This window comes from Micromonospora sp. NPDC049891 (assembly GCF_040660295.1).
Taxonomy (GTDB): Bacteria; Actinomycetota; Actinomycetes; order Mycobacteriales; family Micromonosporaceae; genus Micromonospora.
Genome location: NZ_JBFAML010000013.1, coordinates 156,649 through 178,132 on the forward strand (window position 1 = coordinate 156,649; position 21,484 = coordinate 178,132).

At 68.3% G+C, this 21,484-nt stretch carries 22 protein-coding genes; 14 read left to right on the forward strand and 8 right to left on the reverse strand.

The window, feature by feature from the left end:
* Nucleotides 1-95 precede the first annotated feature (95 nt).
* A complete protein-coding gene (locus tag AB0I71_RS18705; protein WP_357586171.1) occupies nt 96-413 on the reverse strand; it encodes a hypothetical protein in 318 nt (105 codons plus the stop codon).
* Nucleotides 414-1,030: 617 nt separating this feature from the next.
* Between AB0I71_RS18705 and AB0I71_RS18710 the strand changes: the two genes are divergently transcribed.
* The 12 genes from AB0I71_RS18710 to AB0I71_RS18765 all read left to right on the forward strand — a co-directional run bounded on the left by AB0I71_RS18710 (nt 1,031) and on the right by AB0I71_RS18765 (nt 11,826).
* Nucleotides 1,031-1,453 (forward strand): hypothetical protein, encoded by a 423-nt coding sequence (locus tag AB0I71_RS18710; protein ID WP_357586173.1) that lies wholly within the window; start codon nt 1,031-1,033, stop codon nt 1,451-1,453.
* Nucleotides 1,447-2,364: a hypothetical protein gene (locus AB0I71_RS18715; RefSeq protein ID WP_357586175.1), complete on the forward strand. Its 918-nt coding sequence runs from the start codon at nt 1,447-1,449 to the stop codon at nt 2,362-2,364. The genes AB0I71_RS18710 and AB0I71_RS18715 overlap by 7 nt, the downstream gene beginning before the upstream one ends.
* Complete coding sequence (locus tag AB0I71_RS18720) at nt 2,361-3,023, forward strand: SAF domain-containing protein (protein WP_357586177.1); 663 nt, start codon at nt 2,361-2,363, stop codon at nt 3,021-3,023. The genes AB0I71_RS18715 and AB0I71_RS18720 overlap by 4 nt, the downstream gene beginning before the upstream one ends.
* A gap of 2 nt (nt 3,024-3,025) precedes the next feature.
* Nucleotides 3,026-3,823 carry a ParA family protein gene (locus AB0I71_RS18725; protein WP_357586179.1) on the forward strand — a complete coding sequence of 266 codons (798 nt, stop codon included), beginning with the start codon at nt 3,026-3,028 and terminating at the stop codon, nt 3,821-3,823.
* The gene (locus AB0I71_RS18730; protein WP_357586181.1) at nt 3,810-5,339 is read left to right on the forward strand and encodes a CpaF/VirB11 family protein; all 1,530 of its coding nucleotides are present in this window, start codon (nt 3,810-3,812) and stop codon (nt 5,337-5,339) included. The genes AB0I71_RS18725 and AB0I71_RS18730 overlap by 14 nt, the downstream gene beginning before the upstream one ends.
* A 2-nt stretch (nt 5,340-5,341) precedes the next feature.
* Nucleotides 5,342-6,238 carry a type II secretion system F family protein gene (locus AB0I71_RS18735; protein WP_357586183.1) on the forward strand — a complete coding sequence of 299 codons (897 nt, stop codon included), beginning with the start codon at nt 5,342-5,344 and terminating at the stop codon, nt 6,236-6,238.
* Complete coding sequence (locus tag AB0I71_RS18740; protein WP_357586185.1) at nt 6,235-7,122, forward strand: type II secretion system F family protein; 888 nt, start codon at nt 6,235-6,237, stop codon at nt 7,120-7,122. Before AB0I71_RS18735 ends, AB0I71_RS18740 begins: the two co-directional genes overlap by 4 nt.
* A 21-nt stretch (nt 7,123-7,143) precedes the next feature.
* Complete coding sequence (locus AB0I71_RS18745; RefSeq protein WP_357586187.1) at nt 7,144-7,353, forward strand: hypothetical protein; 210 nt, start codon at nt 7,144-7,146, stop codon at nt 7,351-7,353.
* Nucleotides 7,350-7,787 (forward strand): TadE family protein, encoded by a 438-nt coding sequence (locus tag AB0I71_RS18750; protein ID WP_357586189.1) that lies wholly within the window; start codon nt 7,350-7,352, stop codon nt 7,785-7,787. The genes AB0I71_RS18745 and AB0I71_RS18750 overlap by 4 nt, the downstream gene beginning before the upstream one ends.
* Nucleotides 7,784-8,212, forward strand: coding sequence for a TadE/TadG family type IV pilus assembly protein (locus AB0I71_RS18755; RefSeq protein WP_357586191.1), 429 nt, complete (start codon nt 7,784-7,786; stop codon nt 8,210-8,212). Before AB0I71_RS18750 ends, AB0I71_RS18755 begins: the two co-directional genes overlap by 4 nt.
* Before the next feature lie 68 nt (nt 8,213-8,280).
* Nucleotides 8,281-8,640 carry a hypothetical protein gene (locus tag AB0I71_RS18760; protein ID WP_357586193.1) on the forward strand — a complete coding sequence of 120 codons (360 nt, stop codon included), beginning with the start codon at nt 8,281-8,283 and terminating at the stop codon, nt 8,638-8,640.
* A gap of 3 nt (nt 8,641-8,643) precedes the next feature.
* A complete protein-coding gene (locus AB0I71_RS18765) occupies nt 8,644-11,826 on the forward strand; it encodes a peptidoglycan-binding protein (protein WP_357586195.1) in 3,183 nt (1,060 codons plus the stop codon).
* A gap of 17 nt (nt 11,827-11,843) precedes the next feature.
* Here the strand turns inward: AB0I71_RS18765 and purF are convergent, their stop codons facing one another.
* The 7 genes from purF to AB0I71_RS18800 form a co-directional block, all read right to left on the reverse strand.
* On the reverse strand, nt 11,844-13,271 hold the full coding sequence (purF, locus tag AB0I71_RS18770) for an amidophosphoribosyltransferase (RefSeq protein ID WP_357586197.1): 1,428 nt from the start codon (nt 13,269-13,271) through the stop codon (nt 11,844-11,846).
* A gap of 74 nt (nt 13,272-13,345) precedes the next feature.
* Nucleotides 13,346-14,191, reverse strand: coding sequence for a class I SAM-dependent methyltransferase (locus AB0I71_RS18775; RefSeq protein ID WP_357586199.1), 846 nt, complete (start codon nt 14,189-14,191; stop codon nt 13,346-13,348).
* Nucleotides 14,191-15,195 carry a hypothetical protein gene (locus AB0I71_RS18780; RefSeq protein ID WP_357586201.1) on the reverse strand — a complete coding sequence of 335 codons (1,005 nt, stop codon included), beginning with the start codon at nt 15,193-15,195 and terminating at the stop codon, nt 14,191-14,193. The genes AB0I71_RS18775 and AB0I71_RS18780 overlap by 1 nt, the downstream gene beginning before the upstream one ends.
* Nucleotides 15,192-16,193: an aminotransferase class I/II-fold pyridoxal phosphate-dependent enzyme gene (locus AB0I71_RS18785; RefSeq protein WP_357586203.1), complete on the reverse strand. Its 1,002-nt coding sequence runs from the start codon at nt 16,191-16,193 to the stop codon at nt 15,192-15,194. The genes AB0I71_RS18780 and AB0I71_RS18785 overlap by 4 nt, the downstream gene beginning before the upstream one ends.
* Nucleotides 16,186-17,286, reverse strand: a complete 1,101-nt coding sequence (locus AB0I71_RS18790; protein ID WP_357586205.1) for a radical SAM protein — start codon at nt 17,284-17,286, stop codon at nt 16,186-16,188. The genes AB0I71_RS18785 and AB0I71_RS18790 overlap by 8 nt, the downstream gene beginning before the upstream one ends.
* The gene (locus AB0I71_RS18795; protein ID WP_357586207.1) at nt 17,286-18,689 is read right to left on the reverse strand and encodes a radical SAM protein; all 1,404 of its coding nucleotides are present in this window, start codon (nt 18,687-18,689) and stop codon (nt 17,286-17,288) included. Before AB0I71_RS18795 ends, AB0I71_RS18790 begins: the two co-directional genes overlap by 1 nt.
* On the reverse strand, nt 18,686-19,651 hold the full coding sequence (locus tag AB0I71_RS18800) for an NAD(P)-dependent oxidoreductase (RefSeq protein WP_357586209.1): 966 nt from the start codon (nt 19,649-19,651) through the stop codon (nt 18,686-18,688). Before AB0I71_RS18800 ends, AB0I71_RS18795 begins: the two co-directional genes overlap by 4 nt.
* A gap of 443 nt (nt 19,652-20,094) precedes the next feature.
* On the opposite strand from AB0I71_RS18800, the gene AB0I71_RS18805 reads away from it, so the two are divergent.
* Complete coding sequence (locus AB0I71_RS18805; protein WP_357586211.1) at nt 20,095-20,679, forward strand: CYTH domain-containing protein; 585 nt, start codon at nt 20,095-20,097, stop codon at nt 20,677-20,679.
* A gap of 557 nt (nt 20,680-21,236) precedes the next feature.
* On the forward strand, nt 21,237-21,484 hold a 248-nt coding region (locus AB0I71_RS18810; protein ID WP_357586213.1), incomplete at its 3' end, for a hypothetical protein.

Genomic DNA, 21,484 nt, shown 5'->3' on the forward strand with positions numbered 1-21,484 from the left:
AGTGTGCCGCTGGTGGTGTACCCGGTGTCAAGGGAAATGAGCGGAGAGTCGAATCTTGCCGGGGGCATCTTCGGACAAAGCGGATCGAAGTAGGGTCAGCTGAGGGCTAGGTGCTCGGTGGCATGGGCGGGTGCCGTGAAGTCGATTACCTGACGCACCAAGTCGCAGACCTTGACGCCTTTGCCGGTGAGCGTGAGCAGGGGCTCTCCATCGTGGTCGGGCTCGGCCAGCTTGGTGACAACGCCTGCCTCCATCAAGGCCGCGATGGCTGCCTCGACGGCACCACTTTGGCTGCACATTGCGGGGAAACTCCGGGGAGATCGCCCATCTCGGACGGCAAAGAGTACGTCGGCAATCAATGGGACGGCGAAGAAGTCGACCACGGACTGTAGTTCGCTGCGTTTTTCGGACATCCCTATCTGTCTCCCAGCGGGTACCAGCGGCATTCGGCGTCATCGGAGGCCGAGGCGCGATGAGCACAGTGTGACTGCGAGGCGGGGGCGGTACAAGAGGCAAGGTCCTCTCTGTTGCCCGCTCGCGTGAGCTGCCGTGACACCACCAAGAGTGAAGATCCGTCGCGCGTGAGCTGCGGTACCGCGCATCGCTGCGGTCTGTTACGCACGCACCCGAGAGCACACACAGCTGAGTGCGTACAGCAGTGCTCGTGCAGCAGCGGCGCTCATTGCGGTGCGTAGCGGCTTCCGATCATTTGCGCTAAGACCAATGGGTGCGTCCTACCGGGTGGGGAGGTGACAGGGATGCCCACTGGCTCATGGCTCAGTCGTGGAACGAGGGCTCTCGGACTGCTATCCGTCGGACCCGCCGACGAAGCTGGTGAGAGGGCATCACTCCCACCGGTTGGTTCGGCTCTGTCGGGCCGTGCATGCAGGAAGGCGTCCAGATGACACGAATCGCCAAGATGAGCAGCTCAATCGTCCTTGCGCTGGGCTTGGCGTACGCGCTTGCGGGTTGCTCCGGTTCGTCGAGTTCGGGCCCGGACGCCACACCGTCAGCCGTCCCGTCCGCAGCGATGCCGTCTCCCGTGGACTCCGCTGAGGAGCAGGCTCGGCAGGATGTTATCGCCGTGTACGACGGCTATCTGGAGGCGTACGTCAAGGCGTCGGCCACCGCGGACTACCGCACGAAGGAGCTGGCCAAGTTCGTGGGTGAGCCGCTGCTGGGGCAGCTGCTCAACAACCTGCAGAACATGTCACGCAGCGGCGTACACAACGAGGGCCGCCCGACCTGGCGCCCGACGGTCACGGAGCTTCAGCTCGATGCAGGTGAGGCGGTGATCCGGGACTGCTTCGACTCGACGAATTGGAACGCCGTTGGCGGACAGGCCCCGCCCACCACCCAGGCGAAGCGGTATCCGGTGGTGGTGAAGGTCAAGCGGGTCAGCGAGAAGTGGTACGTGTACGAGTCGACAGCCCAACGAAGTTCTACATGTTGACGCCAATTCTGCGGGCCGCCGCTGCGTCCGGAGCGGCTCTCCTCCTGGTTGTCGGCTTGGCCGGTGCACCGGCCCGCGCCGACTACTGGGTCTGCCCGCCGATCGGGGACTGCTACGTCGAGGTCGAAGACCCTGGTGGTGGCGGTGCCGACAGCCCACCCGGTGCAGGTGAAGGCGGTGGAAGTCAGGAGTGCACCTCAAAGGGAGAGGCGGTCCCGTGCTGGCAAGCGGGGTGGGGGCACCTCAATCCGGCCGACGGTTGCTACTACATCGTCGAATCACCGCAGCCACCTGCCGGTGACCCGGCCTGGGAGGGCCGCGAGCCCGGTGACGGATCGGTCTATCGGCAGCGGTGCTACGGAGATCCCATCGGTGATCTGGTGTGGCGTGAGGACCCGCCGCCGGGAACGCCGGGCAGCTTGAGCCCGGCGCAGCTCGCGGCCCGGGCCATCAGCGAGCTGCCAATGCGTGGTGCCCAGATCGGCATCAGCCCGAACCCGGACGGCGCCGGGCTGGTGGGCCTGCCGGTCTGGCTTTGGACTGCCGTGACACCGCAGACCTGGGGGCCCGTCACGGCGACCGCCTCAGTTCCCGGGATGTCCGTCACCGCCAGAGGCCAGGCCACCCGGATCAGGTGGGACATGGGGAACGGGCAGTCCGTCGTCTGCGACAACCCGGGCACCCCGTACAGCAAGGCCAAGAACGGCGCATCGGCATCAACGACGTGCGGCTTCGACGGGTATGCGTTGCCCAGCCGGACCCAGCCTGGCGGCCGGTACACGATCACCGCCACGACGACATGGGAGATCGACTGGTGGGTCGCCGGTGGCGGTGTGACCGGGAGCGAGACGGTGACCCGTGAGGCGACGACATCCATCCGCATCGACGAGCTTCAGGTGGTGACCGGGTGACCTCCACAGCGACTGGTGACGTGTCGGGTCGTCCCACGGCAGCGATCCCGCAGCGACGGGTGGTCCGCGAACGCAGCGTACGCCGGGGTCGTCTCGGGGTGGCGGTGGCCCTGATGGCCGTGTGTGCCCTCGGCGCGGTGGCGCTGTTCGGGTACGTGAGCCGTACTCAGCCTTACCTGGCGCTTGCTCGGGACGTGCCGGTTGGTGCCCAGCTCACCGCCGCTGACCTGGTCACCGTGCATCTCAATCCGAGCCCGGGGATCGCCGGTGTGCCTCAGGACCAGGCGCAGGACATGATCGGCAAGTACACCGCGGTGGCATTGCTGTCCGGCACTCTGCTCCACCCGGGTGCCCTGGTCGACAAGCCGTTCCCTGCGCCCGGCGAGCAGGTGGTCGGGCTGTCACTCAAGGCGGGGCAGATGCCGTCGACGCCCCTGCGACCGGGCGCGACCGTTCTGCTCGTATCCACCGAGGAAGCGGCCCAGGGCGAGCCGGCTGCTGCGGCTCCTACGATCCGGGCGATGGTGGTGCACGTCATCGCGGGTACGCGGGACGGCGCGGCCACGGTGTCGGTCGCCGTGGGGCAGAACGACGGACCCGTTGCCGCCCGGCTCGCCGCGCAGGGACGGCTGGTCCTGACCCTCACCGCAGGGGAGTAGCCATGGCGCTGATCTCCCTTGCCAGCGCGAAGGGATCGCCGGGGGTAACGACTGCTGCTCTTGCTTTCGCCCTGACCTGGTCGCGTCCCGTAGTGCTGGCCGAGTGCGATCCGGCTGGTGGCGACATTGCATCCGGCTACCTGCGACACCTGGACCTGGACGGTGGACACGGTCTTATGCAGCTCGTGGTGGCCGAGTTGCGCGGCCAGGCAGGCGAACAGTTCTGGTCGCAACTGGTCGACCTCGACCCGCCCATGGCGCGGCGACTGCTGCTTCCCGGCATCGCGACGCCCGCGCAGGCGGCCAGTCTTGCCCCCAACTGGCACGGGCTCGCCGGCTTCTTCGCTTCGCTCGAACGTGGCGTGGGCTTCGACGTCATCGCCGACTGCGGACGGCTTGTCGCCCCGCACGCCCCGTGGCCGCTGCTGAGCCGCGCCGACCTGGCGCTACTGGTGGTCAGGCCGACGCTGACATCGCTCCGCCCGGCCCAAGCAGCGGTGCAGAACCTGCTCGCGGGCGCCGGCCCGGCGAGCGACGGTCGGATTGGGCTGCTGGTCGTCGGCGACGGGGATTACGACGACCACGTCGTGGCGCGGCACCTCGGGGTGCCGGTGATCGCCCATCTACCCGACGAGGCCCGTTCCGCCCAGGTGCTTGCGCGCGGCGGCACTGTCCGGACCAGGTGGCCGTTGCTCCGCGCGGCTGCCACGGCCGAGCAGCACCTTATGGGAGCCATCGCCCGCCGACGGGGCCAGGTCCGCCATCCCGGCAGCCAGGGGGCGGAACATGTCGACGTTTGAGCAGCCAAGGTGGCGCGTACCCGCCGACGGACCACCCTCGACGCGGCGCGTCCCCAGGCCGACGCCGCACAACAGTCACACCAATGGCAGTAGTGCCGCGCTCGCCGTACCGGTCTCACCGGGCCCCGCGCCCACGGCACACGAGCCCGACTACTCCGTCGTCCGGTCACTGCAGAACGCGGTCAGCGAAGAGCTGTCGCGGCTGCTGGCGGGACGCGAGTCCGTCAGCCCGGCCGACCGGGAAGCCGAAGGGCGGCGGGTCGCATCGCGACGGGTCAGCGAGTACGTCGATCAGCAGCGGGTCAACGGCACCCCGTTGAGCCGACACTACGAACAGCGGCTGCTCGACGGCGTACTCGCCGCGCTGCTGGGCCTCGGCCGACTCGACCGGCTGCTGCGCGAACCCTTCGACACCATCACGATCCTCGGCTGCGACGGCGTCCGGGTCGAGCGCCCGAACGGACGCATCGACCTCGCCGCGCCAATTGCAGACAGCGATGAGGAACTTGTCCTGCTGCTGCAAGCTCTGGCCCGTCGGGCCGGCGGTACGGAACGGGCGCTGACCAAAGACAAACCCACCCTGAGCATGGAGCTACCCGGCGGCCAGCGCCTCGCCGCGACGTACCTGGTGACGCAGCGGCCTGTCGCGGTCATCCGCAGCCACCAGATTCTCAAGGTCACCCTTGAAGAACTCGTCACGCTCGACCAGGCCGACCCGAACAAGAGCGCCATGATCGACCCACTGCTGCGTGACTTCTTTCGCGCCGCGATGCGGGCGGGCCTCAACATCATGGTTGCGGGGGTGCCCGGCAGCGGGAAGACCTCACTCCTGCGGGCGCTGGCCAGTGAGATCCCGGCCGACGAGTGGATGATCACCATGGAGGAGGCGCGCGAGCTTGGCCTGCACAAGACCGGACGGCACCCCTGGGCGGTCTCCATGGAGACGCGCGAGGGCCACGGTGAGCGCGGCCCCGACGGCCGGCCGGCTGGGGAGATCACTCTCCACGATCTGATCCCGATCGGGTTGCAGCTCAACGCCCGCCGCATCATCGTCGGTGAGGTCCGGTCCCGAGAGATCGTCGCCATGCTCCAGGCGATGGGCACCACCAACGGATCTCTGTGCACAATTCACGCCCGCGAGCCAGGCCTGGTCTTCGATCGTGTGGTGGAGCTTGCCCTCAGCCACCGCGACGAGCGATCAGACCGGCGGGCCTATCTGCAGGTCGCCAACGCGCTCGACCTGGTCGTCTACGTCTCCTTGATAGACGAGAGCGCGATCGGCGGGCGCAAGCACCGCTTCGTGTCCCATGTGATCGAGGTCGGCGGCCTGGTGGAGGACGGCCGACCACGTACCACCCAACTTTTCGGACCCGGTCCCGACGGCCGCGCCGTACCGATGCACCAGCCGGACCGGCTCAAGCAGCAACTCCTCCTCGCTGGCTACGACCCGACCGTCCTGACCACGTACCGCGGCCGGGGCGCCTGGCCCCGGCCGCTACCACGTCTGGCTGTATGACCATGAATCCCCTCCTTGTCGCGGGCCTGCTTGGCGCCGGTCTCGTCGCCAGCCTGGTGCTGGGCATTACGGCACTCACCGGCAGCTCCGAGCCGGACCGCCCACCCTCCCGTCTGGCAGGGCGGGCACGCTGGCTCTGGTACGGATCCGGCACCACCCGACAAGCCCAACGCCGCCACCAAGCCTGGGTCTTCGGCGCGCTCGGCGCGGGGATCCTCGCGTGGATCGTCAGCGGGCTACCCGTGGCAGCCCCACTGGTCGCCCTCGCCGTCCCCGGCGTGCCCTGGCTGATGTCTGCAGGCCAGGAAGAACAACGCGCCATCACTCGCGTCGAGGCGGTAGAAGCCTGGACCCGCCGGCTGCGCGACGTGGAAGACTCCGGCGTCGGGCTCCAGGAAGCCATCGTCGACACCGCCCAAACCGCGCCGACCGCGATCGCCACCGAGGTGCAACTACTCGCCGCGCGAATCCAGGCCGGATGGGATACCGAGGCGGCGCTCTACGAGTTCGCCGATGCCCTCCGCGATCCCGTCAGCGACCAGGTCGTCGTGGCGCTCGCGCTGCACCTCAGCGACCGGGGCGCCCGACTGACCGACGTGCTGACCGGCATCGCGGAGGCAGCGAACGACGAAGTCGCGATGCGTCGAGAAATCTCATCCAAGCGGGCCCGAGCACGGTTCCAGATCCGGTTCCTGACCATCGGGTCGGTCCTGCTGGTTGCGTACGGGCTGGCCAGTGGCCAGTACACCGCCCCGTACACCGAACCCCGAGGCCAGGTCGTACTCGCAGTCCTGGCATGCGCCTTCGTCGGCTGCCTCTGGTGGGCACGGACACTGAGCCTGCCGCCCGCAGAGGAACGCTTCATCGCGGCAGACACCAGCGCCCGGAGCGCGCCATGACAACCACCTGGATCGGCGTCACCGCCCTGCTCGGCGCAGGATTCGGCCTGGCCGTCTTCCTGGCCTTCCACGAGTTTCGTCCAGCCAGTCCGGCACTCGGCCCGGCCCTCGCCCGGCTCCAACCACCAACCGGCGATTCCGCGACCCCGACCGGAAGACCCAGCAGCATCAGCCGCCTCGCCGCGCGCCTGCACCACATCATCCCCGCAACCGATCTGCGGCTGCTCGGCCGTTCACCGGAGGAGTTCGTCACCAGCCTGATCGTCGCAGGACTCCTCGGGCTCGCCGTGCCGTCGCTCATGCTCGGCCTGCTGGCCCTGATCGGGCGGACCTTCGGCACCGGGCTGCCGGTATTCGCGGTGATCGGCTTTGCCGTCCTGCTCATAGTCATCGTCTACCGCGACGTCGGTCAGAAAGCTGTCATCGCCCGGCGCGAATGCCGCCGCGCCGTGTGCACATACCTCGACCTGGTCGCGTTGCAGCGGGCCGCCGGGCGAGGCACCGAGGAGTCGCTCACCCGAGCGGCAAGCAAGGGCAGCGGCTGGGTGTTCGCGCGCATCCGGCAGACCCTCCTGCACGCCGAGCTTTCGGTCTCCGCCCCGTGGGACGGGTTGAAGCGGCTCGGAAACGACCTCGGCGTGCCGGAACTCGGGGACCTCGGCGACATCATGCAAGCTGCCGGCGTCACCGGTGCCCAGGTCTACCGGACACTGCGTGCCCGAGCGACCTCCCTTCGCGCCCAGATCCGCACCGACGAGCTGGCCCGGGCCGAGCTTCGCACCTCCCAACTGGAGATCCCCGGTGCGCTGCTCCTTGTTGTGCTCATGCTGCTGGCCCTCTACCCCTTCGCGGCACGACTGCTCGACGCACCCACCGTCGACTAACCAACAGACCAGGAGGTCGCCATGAACGCGCCAAGGCAAGCCGTTTGGGTCGGGCACGTGCTGCGGATGCTCACCACGCTGCGCCGCGACGACCGAGGCGAGGTCGTACCGACCGCGATCATCTACGCCATCGCCGCAGTCGTCGCGGTCGCTCTGCTGACCGCCGCGTCCGACTACGTGTTCGGATGGATCGGACTCTGGCCGGACGCCGCAGCCCCGGCCACGCCATGACGAAACCTCGGACAGGGCTCCTGGGCCGAAGATTCAGCGGACCGGTGGCGGACCGAGGCTCGACCAACATCGAGATGGCGATCCTCTTCCCGATCTTCGTGGTGATGCTCCTCCTCGGCGTCCAGATCGCACTGGTCTTCTACGGCCGCACGGTCGCCCTGGCCGCCGCGCAGCAGGGGGCCGCCGCCGAGGCGGCCTACGGCGCACCGGACGGAGCAGGCCAAACCCAGGCCAGCGCGTACCTCACCCGCATGGGCGACGTACTCACCGACTGGGAAGTGACGGTCACCCCGGTTGCCCAGGGTGCCCCAGAGTCGACCGGGGTGCGGGTTACCGTCACGGGCAGGGCTCTCGGCTGGCTGGGCATGCAGTTCGAGGTCAGCCAAACCGCCTACAGCCCCGTGCAACGCTTCACTACGGAGAACGACTCGTGACGCGGGCCCGAGACCGCGGCTCGGTCACCATCGAGCTGGCCATCCTCGCCCCCAGCCTGCTGTTGGTTGCAAGCTTCGCCATGCTCGTCGGCCGGCTCGCCCTGGCAAACGCCGCACTCGACGCCGCGACCTACTCCGGAGCTCGGGCCGCATCACTGGCCCGGGACGCGGGCACTGCCCAGGGCCGGGCCGAGTCCTCCATCCGCGACACCCTCGATGCGCAGGACATCCATTGCCTCAACCTGCTCGTCAACGTGGACACCACACAGTTCACCCGTGACGTCGGCGAACCAGCAAGCGTCACCGTGACCGTCGAATGCCGCGTCGACCTCTCCGCCGGCGCCATGCCCGGCATGCCCACGTCCCGATGGATCACCGCCACCTACAGCTCTCCACTCGACCTGTTCCGGAGCAGAGCCGGATGACACATCGCCTTCTCGCAGGCCCCGCCGACCGTGACGCCGGCCGCATCGGGCTGTTCTACGCCATCATGATGCCCGGCCTGATCGCCATGATCGGACTCGCCGGAGACGGTGCCGGCTACGTCCGCATCACCCAACGCGCGAACAACATCGCCGCCGAAGCGGCGAGGGCAGGCGGTCAGGCCATCCGGCTTCCCGAGGCCATCAACGGCGAAACGAAGACGGTCGACACGACCAGAGCGATCGACGCTGTGTCCGACTATCTCACCACCGCAGGCATCACCGACTGGCAGGCGACCGTCGATGACGACGGTCAGCAGCTCACCGTCACGGTCACCGTGCAGTACGACCCGCTCCTGGTCGACATCCTGCCGGGCGTCACGACGATCCCCGCACACGCCACCGTCACCGCAACACTGCTGGTGGGATGACCGATGAACAGACATAGTCCCTCCGCCCGGCGTACCGGTGCCGGGATCCTCCACCGGCTCGGCGCTCAGCTGGGCATCCTGGCCACGCTCGGCGGCATCCCGTACGCGCTGTACGCCCTGGCCGGCAACCCCCTGCCCGACCACATCCCCAACTGGTCGCAACTGGGGGAGCTGCTCACCACCCGCGACGACGGCGGGCTGTTCCTGACCGCGATCGCCTGGGCCGGCTGGATCGGCTGGACATCCTTCGCCCTACCGCTGCTCGTGGAAATCGTCTGCCACGTCTTCCGCTGGCGACCACCCAGACTCCTCGGCCTCGCCTGGCAACAACGCCGCGCCGCCGCGCTCGTCGCCGCTGCCCTGTCCATCGGCGCGGCACCAACCGTCGCCAGCGCCAACGCGATCACGATGCCGGCAGCACCACCCGCCGCTACGGCGTACGGACAGAACAGCATCACGCTCACCTCCGCGCAGACCGTGACATCGGAGACTGCCGTCAACCACCGGCCCGCGACCGACAGCAGAGCAACCTACGTGGTGGCCCGCGGCGACTGGCTCTACTACATCGCCGAACGAACCCTCGGCGACGGCGACCGCTACGTCGACATCGCCGAACTCAACCCGGAGATGAAGAAGGCCGACCCTCGCTTCCCGGACCACATCGTTCCCGGGCAACGACTCCGGCTCCCGGCCGATGCCGACGACCGAGGCTCCCGCCGCCACGCCACCGGCACAATCCGGACACCCCCGAAACCACCGACGGCCGAAGAGATACCCCGTCGGGAGAGCACACCCGATCCGGCCACACCGCCACCACCGACCTCTGTTCCAACCCCTGAGGCGTCCATCGCGCCGACGGTGACCCCTGATTCGACGTCGACCACACCCACCGCATCCGCCGAGGAAGAGCCAGCAGACGACGACAGCGACTTCGATGCCGCACTACCCATCAGCGCAGCCCTCGCCACCGCCGGACTGCTCGCCGCACTCCTGCTGATCCGCCTCACCCAACGCCGACGCCGGCAGCGTCAGCACCGGCGCCCCGGGCGTCGCATTCCCGCAGCCCACCCCGTCACCGAACGACAAGTCCGCGCCGCAGCCCAACCCGTCGACGTCAACCGGCTCGACCACGCGCTTCGCGCCCTGGCTATCGGCCTCCGCGACTACGACCCGGTCGACCTGCCCGACCTTGCCGCCGCCTGGCTGTCCGGCGGCGACGTCCATCTCATGCTGGCCCAAGCCAACCCCTCAGCACCCCCACCCTTCCAGGCCGACAGCACCGCGATGAGCTGGATGCTGCCCGCCACAGCGGCCCTCCCCGACGTGGACGACACCCTGGCGCCCCTGCCGGTCCTCGTCACCGTGGCATCTCGACCCGTGGGCGACCACCTCCTCATCGACCTCGAACGCACCGGCCTACTCACAATCAGCGGCGAGCCCGAACGCAGCAGGGACTTGATCCGATACTTTGCAGCCGAACTGGCCACCAACCAGTGGAGCGACGACGCCGAAGTGGTACTCGCGGGCTTCGACCCCGTTGACGTCGACCACCTCCTTGCCATCGGCGGCAACCGGATCACCGCAGCCACCTCCACCGCCAATGCCATCGAGCGCGCCCGACGCCGCGCCGCAGCCAACGCCAAGGCAATGACCGACACCGGCATCACCACCACCTTCGCCGGACGGGTCGCCGACATCGTCGCCGACGCCTGGATGCCGCACGTCCTCCTCATCGCTGACACCACGAACGTCAAAGAACAACTCACCGCCCTCGCGGACGAACTCCGCCTGGCCGGTAGATGCGCCGTCGCGGTCGCCGCCGTCACAGAAACCCCGACCACCTGGCACGTCGATGTCAGCGCAGACGGCAGCCTGGCCATCGACTGGCTCAGCATCACCAACACCGCCGCCACCCGACTGCCCCGCGATCAACTCGCACGCCTCGCACCCGTCATGCGCGCCGCCCGCGCTGCCGCACCCACCGACGACCAGCCAGGTGACGAACCCGTTCCAGCCGCGACCGATCCGGATCCATGGGCCGAGGGCACCGACGCACACGGGCACCTCCTCGACGCCGACAGCGCACCGGATGACGTCGAGGACAACGAACCGGCTGACCCCGACCACCGGGCGGTACACGAGAACCCGACCAGCGCGGACTCAACAGCAGACCAACACGCACAAGAAAGGCGACCGGCCGTGCCCGAACCCGACCGCAGCACCCCGGCGCCCACCCAAGCCGGCACCACCGCGACGCAACCAGTCGACATCGCAGCTCTCACACCGATCACCAACGGAGCAACCTCCCGAACCGCACCCGCAGCCTCGAACCGGTCCCGCGAACCCCACGATCCAACCCTCGATGAGGACCTCGACGCCTGGTATCGACCGGACCCGCACCGCCCGCGCATCGCCATCCTCGGCCCCGTCGATGTCCAAGCGCCCGGCGAGATGCCTGACGAGCGAATCCGCTTCTACTCCGAGCTGGTCGTCTACCTAGCGCAACGCGGCAGAGCAGGAGCAACCGGCGAACAAATCGACGACGCCCTCTGGCCGGAGCGTGGCGTCAACGCGCGAAGCCGCCGCGTCGCCGTCAGCAAGGTACGCCGCTGGCTCGGGGAGACCGCTGAGGGCACCCACTGGCTGCCCCCTAACGCCGGGGCGGACCGGCTCTACCGCCTCACTCCAGGCGTCCTCCTCGACTGGCAACTGTTCCGTCGCCTCCGCGCCCGCGGCGAAGCCAGGGGAGTAGCGGGCATCGCAGACCTGCGCCAGGCACTCGAACTCGTCCGAGGCGAACCGCTCGCCGGTGCGGAACTGCCCTACTCGTCCGGCTACCGCAACCCCTACACCTGGCTACCGGGCAGCGACGTCCAACCGCACAACCTCGCCTCCGCTGTGGTAGATACCGCCCACCAACTCGTGGATCTGTATCTCGCTGTGGGAGACACCACCGGCGCCAGATGGGCCGTAGAACGAGCCTGGCTCGCAGATCCTGCCCGCCTCGATGACCATCCCTGGATCGACGCCATGCGAGTAGCACGCGCCGACGGCCGTTCAGCCGAACTTCGCGCGCTCCTCGACGACCTCGTACGCACCCGGGAGGCAGAGGTTCCGGAAGACCTGTCGCCAGACACGTACGCAGCCGTCCATGAGTTGGTTGGCGACCTTCTGAGGGCCGGATGACAGGAACTCGGTGCCCATCACCTGTCTTCCAGGACGTGCTTGCCGTTGTTGATATCTACCGGTATGGGGTAGTCGCCGGTCAGGCATGCGGTGCAGAAGGTACGGGGGTCGTTGCCGATGGCGGTGAGCATGCGGTCTAGTTCGAGGTAGGCCAGGGAGTCGACGTCGAGGTATTGGCGGATCTCTTCGACGGTGCGGTTGGCGGCGATCAGCTTGCTGCGGTCGCTGGTGTCCATGCCGAAGAAGCAGGGCCAGCGGTAGGGCGGGGACAGGATTCGTAGGTGCAGCTCGGCGGCGTCGGCCCGGCGGAGCATTCTCAGCGTCTCGCGCAGGGTGGTGGCTCGGACGATGGAGTCCTCGACGACGACGAGTCGTTGGCCGGCGACGTTCTCTGCGACCGGGTTGAGTTTCATGCGGACGGCGTTTTCGCGTAGTTCCTGGGTCGGGGCCATGAAGGTTCGTCCGATGTACCGGTTCTTGACGAACGCGTCGCCGTAGGGGATGCCGGATTGCTGCGCGTAGCCCTGGGCGCCGGGGATACCGGACTCGGGTACGGGAACGACGAGGTCGGCGTCGACGGGCGCCTGGGTGGCCAGGTGCATGCCCATCCGCCGCCGGGCGCCGTGGACGCCCTGCCCGCCGAGCCGTCCATCGGGCCGGGCGAAGTAGACGAACTCGAAGGAGCAGAAGCTGGGTTTGACGTTGCCAGAGAAAGGTTGGGTGCTTCGGACTCCAGCTTTGTCGATGATGACCATTTCGCCGGGGCTGATCTCGCGGACGGTGTCCGCGCCGACGGTGTCGAGCGCGGGCGTCTCTGAGGCGAGGATCCAACCGTGCGGGTGTCGGCCGAGGATCAGCGGCCGGAAGCCGTGGGGGTCGCGGACGCCGATGAGCCGGTTTTCGTCCATGATCACGAACGAGAATGCGCCGCGGAGGTGGGGCAGTACCTGGGTGAGCGCGTGTTCGAGCGGGTCGACGCCGGCCGGGGTTCCGTTGTTCAGTTCGGCGGCGAGGAGTTCGGCGACGAGGTCGCTGTCGCTGGTGGCCTGACCTGGGGGGAGGCCGTGGTCCTGGGCGAGTTGGGCGGTGTTGACGAGGTTGCCGTTGTGGGCTAGCGCGAAGTGGAGGTCGCCGGCGGATCGGTAGACGGGTTGGGCGTTGTGCCATTCGCTGGCACCAGTGGTGGAGTAGCGGGTGTGCCCGATCGCGAGGTGTCCCGGCAGTGCATGGAGACGGTGGGGGTCGAAGACCGAGGAGACCAGACCCATCTCTTTGTGTACGAGGATCTTCGTGCCGTCGGAGACGGCCATGCCGGCGGATTCCTGGCCTCGGTGTTGCAGGGCGAACATGCCGAGGTAGGTGAGGTGGGAGACGGGCTGGCCTGGGGCGTGGACGCCGAAGACGCCGCAGGCTTCCTTGATCACATCGGTGGTGTCGGGTGCCACTGGGCCGACTATACGGGTCTGGCGAACGGGACGACGTCGCCCACGTGCATGGTGGCGGATGGCGTTTTCGCTGCTCATGGCTGTTCCCTAGTGGCGGCGAAGGCGTAGACGGTGCGGGTTCGTGGTGGCAGTGGTGAGGTCAGGTCGAGTGCGTCGAGTGCGTCTCCGACCGTCTCGTGGGGGATGTTGGGGAAGACCTCGGCCGCGACGGCGGGTATCCGGAGGAACGAGACACGTTCGGTGGTGTCGCGGACGAGCCGTAGCGTGCCGGCGCAGCGGACAGCCATCCCGCAACCGGTGAACAGGGCGGAGAGGCTGTCGTCGGTGAGGATCTGCCGATCTTCGGACCGGGTTGTGATGTCGTGGCCTCGGCGGCGTAGCTCGGCGACGAGGAGATCCATGAGCGGGTCGGGACGCGGGCCGGGACTGGGCTGTTCCAGTGGCCATCGCGGCGTGGTGTCGGGCCGGAACACGGTGTCGTAGAGGCTGAAGACGATGGTGCCGTCGGCTGTCAGGAGACGGTCGAGTTCGGCGAGCAGGGTCTGTTTGTCATCGATGTGGAAGAAGGAGTTGCTGCACACGATCAGGTCACGTGGCTCATCGGTGCGGCCGGTCGTGATGTCCTGGCACCGGTATTCGATCTTCGCCTCGGCGGGCGTCGCTTGCTCGGCGATATCGATCATTGCCTGGGCGGTGTCGAGGCCCACGAGGTGCGCGTCAGGTAACTGGCGACGCAGTACTCGGGTGGAATTGCCCGGTCCGCAGCCGAAGTCGAGGACACGTGTCGGCTCCGTCGTGAGGGTGGAGATCAGCAGTGTGGTGATCTGCCGGTGGCTGGGGTGCTCGCGGGTGTGACGGTGGTAGGGCTGCGCGCTGACCTCCCAGAGGTGGGCGAGCCGGTCTGCCCGGGAGATGCTCATCAGCGCCTGCTTGCCGTCGCCGGATCGGTTGTCTCCGCGAAGGTCGGTCGGGGTTGGGCAACGAGCTGGCTGGCGTAGATCCGCTCGATCAACTGCACCCGTGCCTCCAGCGGCTCGGGCAGCGGGGTGCTGTCGGTGGGTGTGCGGCCGATGCGGTCGATCGTGGCGAACGAGCGGATGAGCCGGTCGCAGACGGCGGTTTTGCGGCGCATGTGCGGTCGTTCCTCGCGGTAGTCGAGGATCTCCGCGGCGCTGGTCGGGGTGTCCCCTGCGGAGGTCGCTGTCACCGAGCGGGCGTAGGTGGCCATGGAGTACCCACCGATGTGATGCAGGTGCGGCGACTCGTGGTAGACGATCGGCAGACCCAGGTAGGTGTAGCCGAGGTTCAACACCTTCGGCGGCACGTAGCTGGCGCGGGCGAGGCCGAGGTTGTCCAGGAACGCCTGGAACCGCGGGTCGCAGCTGGTCAGGTCGGTGTACTTGTCGAGGGTCACCCGGCATTCCCGCATGACCCGGTCGAGGGCGGTGCGGTGGTACAGGCCGAAGTACGAGCTGCCCAGGGCGATGCCGGCGGCGGTGCGGTGGTGGGGTCCCGCGACCTCGGTCTGGTCGTCAGTGAGGATCTGGTCGCTGTCGGTGGCCCAGATCGGTGCGCCGGAGAAGACGGCTTCGTGTCGGTTCAGGAGGGGCTCGAACTCGCGGGCGATGTCGCCGGTGACGACGATGTCGGAGTCGGCGAAGGCGAACACCTCGTCGGAGGTGTAGGTGGCGGCCAGGGTGCACAGGGCCTTGCCCAGCGGCATCACCTCGTTGGTGGTGGGGAGCTGGTGCACGGTCAGCCTGCTGCTGCCCTTCGCGTGCCAGCGCAGCAGCCGTCGCTCCGCGGGGCCGCAGTGGTTGGCGATCAGCCGATACCGCCACGGGGTATGGCCGACCAGCAGCGGAATGAACCGCGACAGGGCATGCACCGTGCCGGGTGTGTAGATGACGTTGACGGTGATCATGACTGGTGGGGCTCCCTCACGTCGGACAGCGCCCGCGCGACGCGGGCGGGGGTGTCGGCGTTGTCGATGAACAGCTGGATATGGCCCGCCGGTACTCCGCTCGTGGACGGGCTGCGCAGGCTGCAGCCCACGCCGGTCAGCCAGTACGCGAGCTGGTTGGCGACCGGGCCAACGTTGATCAGGATCGAGGCGGACTCGCTGGGCACGAACGCGATTCCGGCGTTGGTGAGAACGGCGGCGAGCCGGCGGCGGGCGTCAGCGACGAGGCGTCGGTTCGCCTCGACGGTGGCGTGGTCGGCGAGGCTGGCCGCGGCGGCGGCCTGGGTGAGTGTGCCGACGTCGTAGCGCAGCACGATCGGCCCGAGCGTCTCCAGCAGTGCCGGGGCGCCGATCATGTAGCCGACCCGCAGCCCGAACAGCCGGTGGGCCTTGGAGAAACTGCGGCAGACCACGATCGGAGCTCCACACTCGATGAGCTCGCCGAACCACCGGTCGATTACGTCGTTCTGGAACTCGCCGTAGACGTTGTCGAGCACGACGACGGCACCGTCGGGCACCGTCTCCGCGAGGGCGATCACCTCGGGCAACGACGTGGTGGTGCCGGTGATGTTGTGCGGGCTGTCCAGCAGCACGATCCGGGTCCGGTCGCAGACCGCGCCGGTCAGCGCCGCAAGGTCATGGCGGTAGGCGCGCAGCGGCACCGCCCGGCCCGTCAGCCCGTAGTCGCGGGTGAGACTGGCGTACAGGTGAAACGACGGATCGGAATACACGGTCTCACCGCCGCCGGAGGCGGCGGTCCGGGCGACCAGGTGGTGCAGCAGGCTCGCGGTGCCCGGGCCGACGACGAACGCCTCGGGCGGTAGCGCGTACCGCCGCGCGAGGGCCTCGCACAGCCTCGCGGAGTGCGGATCCGGCGCGGCGCTGAGGTCAGGCACCCGGGTGATGGCCGCGAGCGCGGCGGGCGACGGACCGAAGGACCCAGTCCGGGGTTCAGCCATGGTCGCGCTCCGAGGCCGTTACCGGCGTCAACGGGATGGTCGCCCGGTGGTGCGCGTCGGCCAGGCCACGGCGGCGCAGGAATTCGCTGAACGAGTTCTCGACCCGCCGGGTGGAGGTCAACTCCTGTAGCAACGGCCGCAGCCGAGCCTGGGCATCGTGCTCCGCGAGCCCGGCCGGAAGATGCACACCGAGGGCCTCGGCACTGCTCGGGCACGGGGTGACCCATCCCTCGACGGAGTGCTTCAGCCCGTAGAAGCCTTCCTGGCAGTACACCGGGCAGCGGTCGCACCGCTGGGCACGGTAGGTGCTCTCGTAGCTGCTCTTGAGCCGAATCTGGACGCCGTCGTCCTGCCACCAGTTGATCTCGCAACCGCCACGGTCCTGGCTCTCGCCGCCGCCCAACCGTTCCTGCAACTGGCCGGCGATGCGGTCGATCGGCACGAACTCGTCGAGCCACAGGGCGCGGGTCTCGTCGGTGTAGTACAGGTCAAGAACACTGACGTATAACGTTCCCGCGCCGGCCTGGCGGCGCAGTGTCCGGGCGAGCCGCACGATCCGCGGGATCTGGTCCAGGTTGCGGCGCATCGCGACGACGTTGATCCCGACGGCGAGGCCGGCCGCCAACGACATGCGGACCGCGGCGACGGCGACCTCGTGATCCGCGGGTCGGCCGCCCATGATCTGGTGCGACAGTGCCGAGTCGACAGCGTCCAGCGACACCTTGATCACGTCCAGGTGCGGGGCGAGCCGGTCGATCTGCCCGGCGAGATGCCTGCCGTTGGTGGTCAACTCGACCCGATCGAATCGCGATCGAGCATGGGCGACCAGAACGGGCAGATCCGGGTTCAGGGTGGGCTCGCCGCCGGTGAACGAGATCCCCCGGAGGACCCCAGGATCGGCAATGTGGTCGAGGTTGCGGCAGTACTGCGCGGTCGTGAGGCGGTGCCCGGGTCCCCGCAACCGGGCCGGCGTGTGGTTCTCCATCCCGCTGCTTTTCGGGCAGTAGACGCAACTCAGGTTGCACTGGTGGGCGACCGAGGCGCGCAGGAAGCGGATCTCCTCGGCCGGTCTCGGATCAGTCGAAGGCGTCATCACGCGTCCACGTAGGGAGAGAGTTCGGCGTTGGCCTGTCGGATCACATCGGTGTACGCGGCGTCGTGCAGCTCGGCGTACTGCGCCTGGTAGTAGTCGATCCGCGCCCACTCCCGCAGCGTCTGCGGATAGGTGATGCCACCCTGACGTCGTAGGAGGGTGAAGATCGGTGTCCCGGGCCACGGCTCCAAAAAATGGATCTTGCACTGGTGCTCGGGCCACACCTCACGGATGGCGAAGGCGGCGTCGATCGTCTGCCGGTAGTGCGACGGGTCCGCGCCGGGCCAGCCGACGATGAACGTGAACATCCCCCGCACCTCGGCGCCGGCGAGTCGCCGTGCCATCAGCGGGATGCCGGCCGGGTCGTACCGCTTGCCGGCCAGCCTGACGAGGTCCGGAACGGGAGTCTCCAGACCGATCAGGACCCGGCAGAGACCGGCGTCGGCCAGCCGGCGCAGCCGGTCGTCAGGCATAGCCTGTAGGTCCGCCGGGTGCAGGCTTGCCGCCCACGGCAACCCGACCAGGTCGGCGAAGCGGTCGGCGAAGGCGTCGGAGCGTGTCTGGTCGTGGAAGAAGTTCGGGTCGTGCAGCTTCAGCCCGGTGGCGTCGGCCCGGCCGAGCATGTCGCCGATCGTGGCCACCGACCGGTCTATCTCCCGCTGGTACCAGGAGTGGCCGGAGGTCTGCGGCTCGCTGCAGAAGGTGCACCGCCGCAGGCAGCCCTCCGAGGTCACGTAGTTGACCGTCCGGCCGGCGATCGCCACGTCCGGGTTCACATACCGGGTCCAGTCGGTGACCACGTCCAGGTCCGGCGTCGTGTCGGGGGCGACGATCAAGCCCGCTCGGGTACGGCCCGGATGAGCGCGCCGCAGCACGTCAGGACCGGCAAGGACAGGTGCGTCAGCTTCGGTCAGAATGATCGGATCGGACCCGGCCGAGGGCGGTGCCGTGCCGGTCATACGGCCCAGGTACAGCAGCAAGCCGGCGTACCCGAACCCGGGAATGACCGCGTGAGCGGGAGACTGGGCGAGCGTCTCGGCCGGGAACAGTGTGACGTGCGGACCACCCCACACCACGTGGGCGCCACGAGCGCGCGCCATCTCAGACGCCTCCAGCGCATCGGTGATCGCCGCCCCGGTCATCACGCTCGCCGCCAGCACGTCACCCTCACCCAGCGCGGCCACCGACATCCGCCACTGCTCGTCGACGCGGGCGTCGATGAGACGGGGCTCCAGCCCGACGGCGCGCACTGCGGGGGCGAGGAAGCACGCGAACCACGGCGTCCAGGTCTGCTCCCGGCCCGCTGCGTTGCTGTAGTGCGCCTGCGCCTGGGTGCGCGGCTGGAAGAACCACACCCGCCGCAGCGCCCGATGCCGCCGCCCAGACCACCTGCCGCCGCTCATCGCAGAACCATTTCGGGTGGGGTTTGGTCGAGTGGGGTGAACTCGGTCCGCAGGTAGTGGCTGAGCGCGTCCTGCCACGGGCGCATGTCGTTGAGCCCCAGTTCCTCCAGGGCGGCGTTGCGCAGTACCTCCGAACGCGGCCTGGTCACCGGGTACCGATCGGCGAAGTAATCAGAGTCGACCGGCACCAGCCGCACCCGGTCGCTCAGACCGACTTCGTGCAGGATGTGCGCCGCGACGTCAGCTCGGCTCGGCCCGCCGCCACCGACCATGTGGTACCGCCCGTACCGGTCGGTGTCCACCAGCCGCAGCAGGCAACGCGCGAAATCCGCCGCGTACGTGGGCGAGCCGAACCGGTCGCCGACGGCGTAGACGGTGTCGGCGCCGTCGCGCAGCTGTCCCAGGACGGCGCCGACGAACTTGTGGTCAAGCCGGCCCCCGCCCATCATCCAGCCCGCACGCACCACGAAAGCCCGCTCGCAGAGCTCGGTGACCAGCTCCTCGCCGCGCAGCTTCGACCGCCCGTACTCATTGACCGGACTCGGTGCGTCGGACTCGACATATGGCCGGTCAGCGCCGCCATCAAAGACTCCCGCCGTGCTGACGTACACCAGCGTCGCGCCCACGGCCGCAGCGGCACGCGCCACATGCTCGGTGCCCGCGGCATTGGTCAACCAGCTGTGCATCGGGTCGGCCTCGCACGCCTCCAAGTCCGTCTCGGCAGCGAGGTGAATGACCAGATCGGGCCTGACAACCGACACCACGTGATGAACGGCGTCGCGGTCGCGGACATCGAGGTGGAGCCATCCCGTCTTGATGTCGGTGCGGAACACCTGGGCGCTGGTCCTGTCCAGAGCGGCCAGGACCGCCGACCCCAGCATGCCCGCGGCACCGGTCACCAGCACCCGCCGATGGCCGCCACGACCGTCGCCGGCCGCGTTGCGTCCCGGCTGGAGAGTCATCGATACCTCCATTGGGTTGTACGTGAGCAGTCCGGTTCCGTGCTGCGATGCTCACGTAACGCGGTGCGCACCCCTGTCGACCACGTCCGACAAGGACTTTCGACACGCGGCGTCGGCCCCGGCGACGACCAGAAGCTCTCTCTCCGCCAACCGGACACCTGCCGATCACCGGTCATCGTCAAGACCGGCGTGTGAAAGCCGGAGACGACAGGACGCCGCCCAGGGCCGGCGCGAATGAGCCGTCGCGGCGGGGATTCGCAAGTGGGGGCCGTGTCGAGAGTGCGCGCCGACGGTGTTCGACACGAGCACCTTCCGGTTGGCTATCGCCTGCCCACAGCAGCCAACGCCCGTCGCCTACCCCCGCTTGATGCGGGCCTGTCTGGTTCGGCGCGGCGCGGCGTGGCGCAGGCGGATGGGGGCGGGCCGTAAGCTGCGACGCCGTTATGGGCATCGAGGTACCCCAGACGCAGATGACGGCCATGGCCGCCTGCGAGGTAGAGGTCAAGTACCAGGTTGCGGACCTCGGCGCGCTAGAGGCCGCGCTCGCAGCGCGGGACATCGTCCTGTCGGCCCCGATTAGACAGGATGACCAGGCGTACGCGCGGATCGGCTGGGAGTACGGGCAGTCCAAGATCGGAGTGCCGTTCGCCCGTCTGCGAACCGAGCGGGGCCGGCACTTGCTGACCGTCAAGACGCCGGTCGCCAACGAACTCTCGTGTGTCGAACACGAGACCGAGGTAGCCGACCGGGCACAGATGCACGCCGCAGTCCAACAGATGGGCTTCTACCCGACGGTCCGGATCCGCAAGACACGCCGCACGGCGATACACGGAAAGATGTCGCTGTGTGTGGATGACGTCGACGGAATCGGCACCTTTCTGGAGATCGAGCGCTTGGTGGACGGCGAAGAGTGCAGTGAGCAGGTTCAGGAAGAGATGCACCGGTTCGCCACGACGCTGAAGGTGCCGCTCACACGGACCAGCGACACCTACGACTCGCTAATCCGGGCAGTACAGACCGCGGTCTAAGACGACAGCCGATCCATGGGTCACCGCAGTGTCGGCGTGCTGGCCTCGACCTCACCGAGCAGTCAGTCACTCCGGCCGTCGGCATGCCGGCTAGGTGTGAGTTCCGCATGGACCCCAGCGATGTGTGGGGAGGCTCTTCACAGGACACCTACGACTCCCTGCTCGGCCACCGTCACCGGCAGCAGGTGCTGGGGTGCTACCGCTCATTGCGGGAGTAGGTGACTATGGGCAGATGTCCAAGGCACGTAAGGTGGCCGTCGTGAGTGGACCGCTGACGGTCCTTGTGGCCGCCGCGATCTTCGGGACTGTGCTGTGGAAGCAGGACCGCACAGTTGGTGCCTACTGGGTCGCCATCGCTGGCCTTGTGGTCGCGGCGGTCGCCCTGGTGGTGACTTGGCTTACCTGGGTCCGTCCGATGAGCCCAGCGTCGTCGAGTCGCTCAGCCGTCAGCAGTCACCCGGATGTCAATAGAGTCAAGGGCGACCAGTCATTCGGATCCGCGACCAACAGCCAGGTCGTGTACGGCAACCGGAACCGTCTTAGAGAGGGTAAGAGAGATGGCCGATGACGGTGCCGCTGGGCGGGCGGGCAAGAACACCGTAAAAGGCAATCGGAGTTTCGGATCAGCCTATCATTCGACTATTATCAACGGCGACGGAAACATTGTTAACCCGCCGCCGAATCCTGATGAAGATGATGGCGAGGAGGGTGTCGCGGGGGAGGGGTCGTCCTCAGTGTCTCACCCCTCTTTCTGGATGTGGATCGCCGGCGCAGCCGTCGTTGTCCTGATCGTCCTCTGCAACAT

Bases quoted from the DNA above. Each gene is read 5' to 3' on its own strand.
- AB0I71_RS18730 (WP_357586181.1), top strand. From the start codon at position 3,810: ATGTCGACGTTTGAGCAGCCAAGGTGGCGCGTACCCGCCGACGGACCA.
- AB0I71_RS18715 (WP_357586175.1), top strand. From the start codon at position 1,447: ATGTTGACGCCAATTCTGCGGGCCGCCGCTGCGTCCGGAGCGGCTCTC.
- AB0I71_RS18790 (WP_357586205.1), bottom strand. From the start codon at position 17,286: ATGACGCCTTCGACTGATCCGAGACCGGCCGAGGAGATCCGCTTCCTG.
- AB0I71_RS18765 (WP_357586195.1), top strand. From the start codon at position 8,644: ATGAACAGACATAGTCCCTCCGCCCGGCGTACCGGTGCCGGGATCCTC.
- AB0I71_RS18750 (WP_357586189.1), top strand. From the start codon at position 7,350: ATGACGAAACCTCGGACAGGGCTCCTGGGCCGAAGATTCAGCGGACCG.
- AB0I71_RS18805 (WP_357586211.1), top strand. From the start codon at position 20,095: ATGGGCATCGAGGTACCCCAGACGCAGATGACGGCCATGGCCGCCTGC.
- AB0I71_RS18785 (WP_357586203.1), bottom strand. From the start codon at position 16,193: ATGGCTGAACCCCGGACTGGGTCCTTCGGTCCGTCGCCCGCCGCGCTC.
- AB0I71_RS18795 (WP_357586207.1), bottom strand. From the start codon at position 18,689: ATGAGCGGCGGCAGGTGGTCTGGGCGGCGGCATCGGGCGCTGCGGCGG.
- AB0I71_RS18775 (WP_357586199.1), bottom strand. From the start codon at position 14,191: ATGAGCATCTCCCGGGCAGACCGGCTCGCCCACCTCTGGGAGGTCAGC.
- AB0I71_RS18705 (WP_357586171.1), bottom strand. From the start codon at position 413: ATGTCCGAAAAACGCAGCGAACTACAGTCCGTGGTCGACTTCTTCGCC.
- AB0I71_RS18800 (WP_357586209.1), bottom strand. From the start codon at position 19,651: ATGACTCTCCAGCCGGGACGCAACGCGGCCGGCGACGGTCGTGGCGGC.
- AB0I71_RS18760 (WP_357586193.1), top strand. From the start codon at position 8,281: ATGCCCGGCCTGATCGCCATGATCGGACTCGCCGGAGACGGTGCCGGC.
- AB0I71_RS18780 (WP_357586201.1), bottom strand. From the start codon at position 15,195: ATGATCACCGTCAACGTCATCTACACACCCGGCACGGTGCATGCCCTG.
- AB0I71_RS18710 (WP_357586173.1), top strand. From the start codon at position 1,031: ATGCCGTCTCCCGTGGACTCCGCTGAGGAGCAGGCTCGGCAGGATGTT.
- AB0I71_RS18735 (WP_357586183.1), top strand. From the start codon at position 5,342: ATGAATCCCCTCCTTGTCGCGGGCCTGCTTGGCGCCGGTCTCGTCGCC.
- AB0I71_RS18725 (WP_357586179.1), top strand. From the start codon at position 3,026: ATGGCGCTGATCTCCCTTGCCAGCGCGAAGGGATCGCCGGGGGTAACG.
- AB0I71_RS18745 (WP_357586187.1), top strand. From the start codon at position 7,144: ATGAACGCGCCAAGGCAAGCCGTTTGGGTCGGGCACGTGCTGCGGATG.
- AB0I71_RS18740 (WP_357586185.1), top strand. From the start codon at position 6,235: ATGACAACCACCTGGATCGGCGTCACCGCCCTGCTCGGCGCAGGATTC.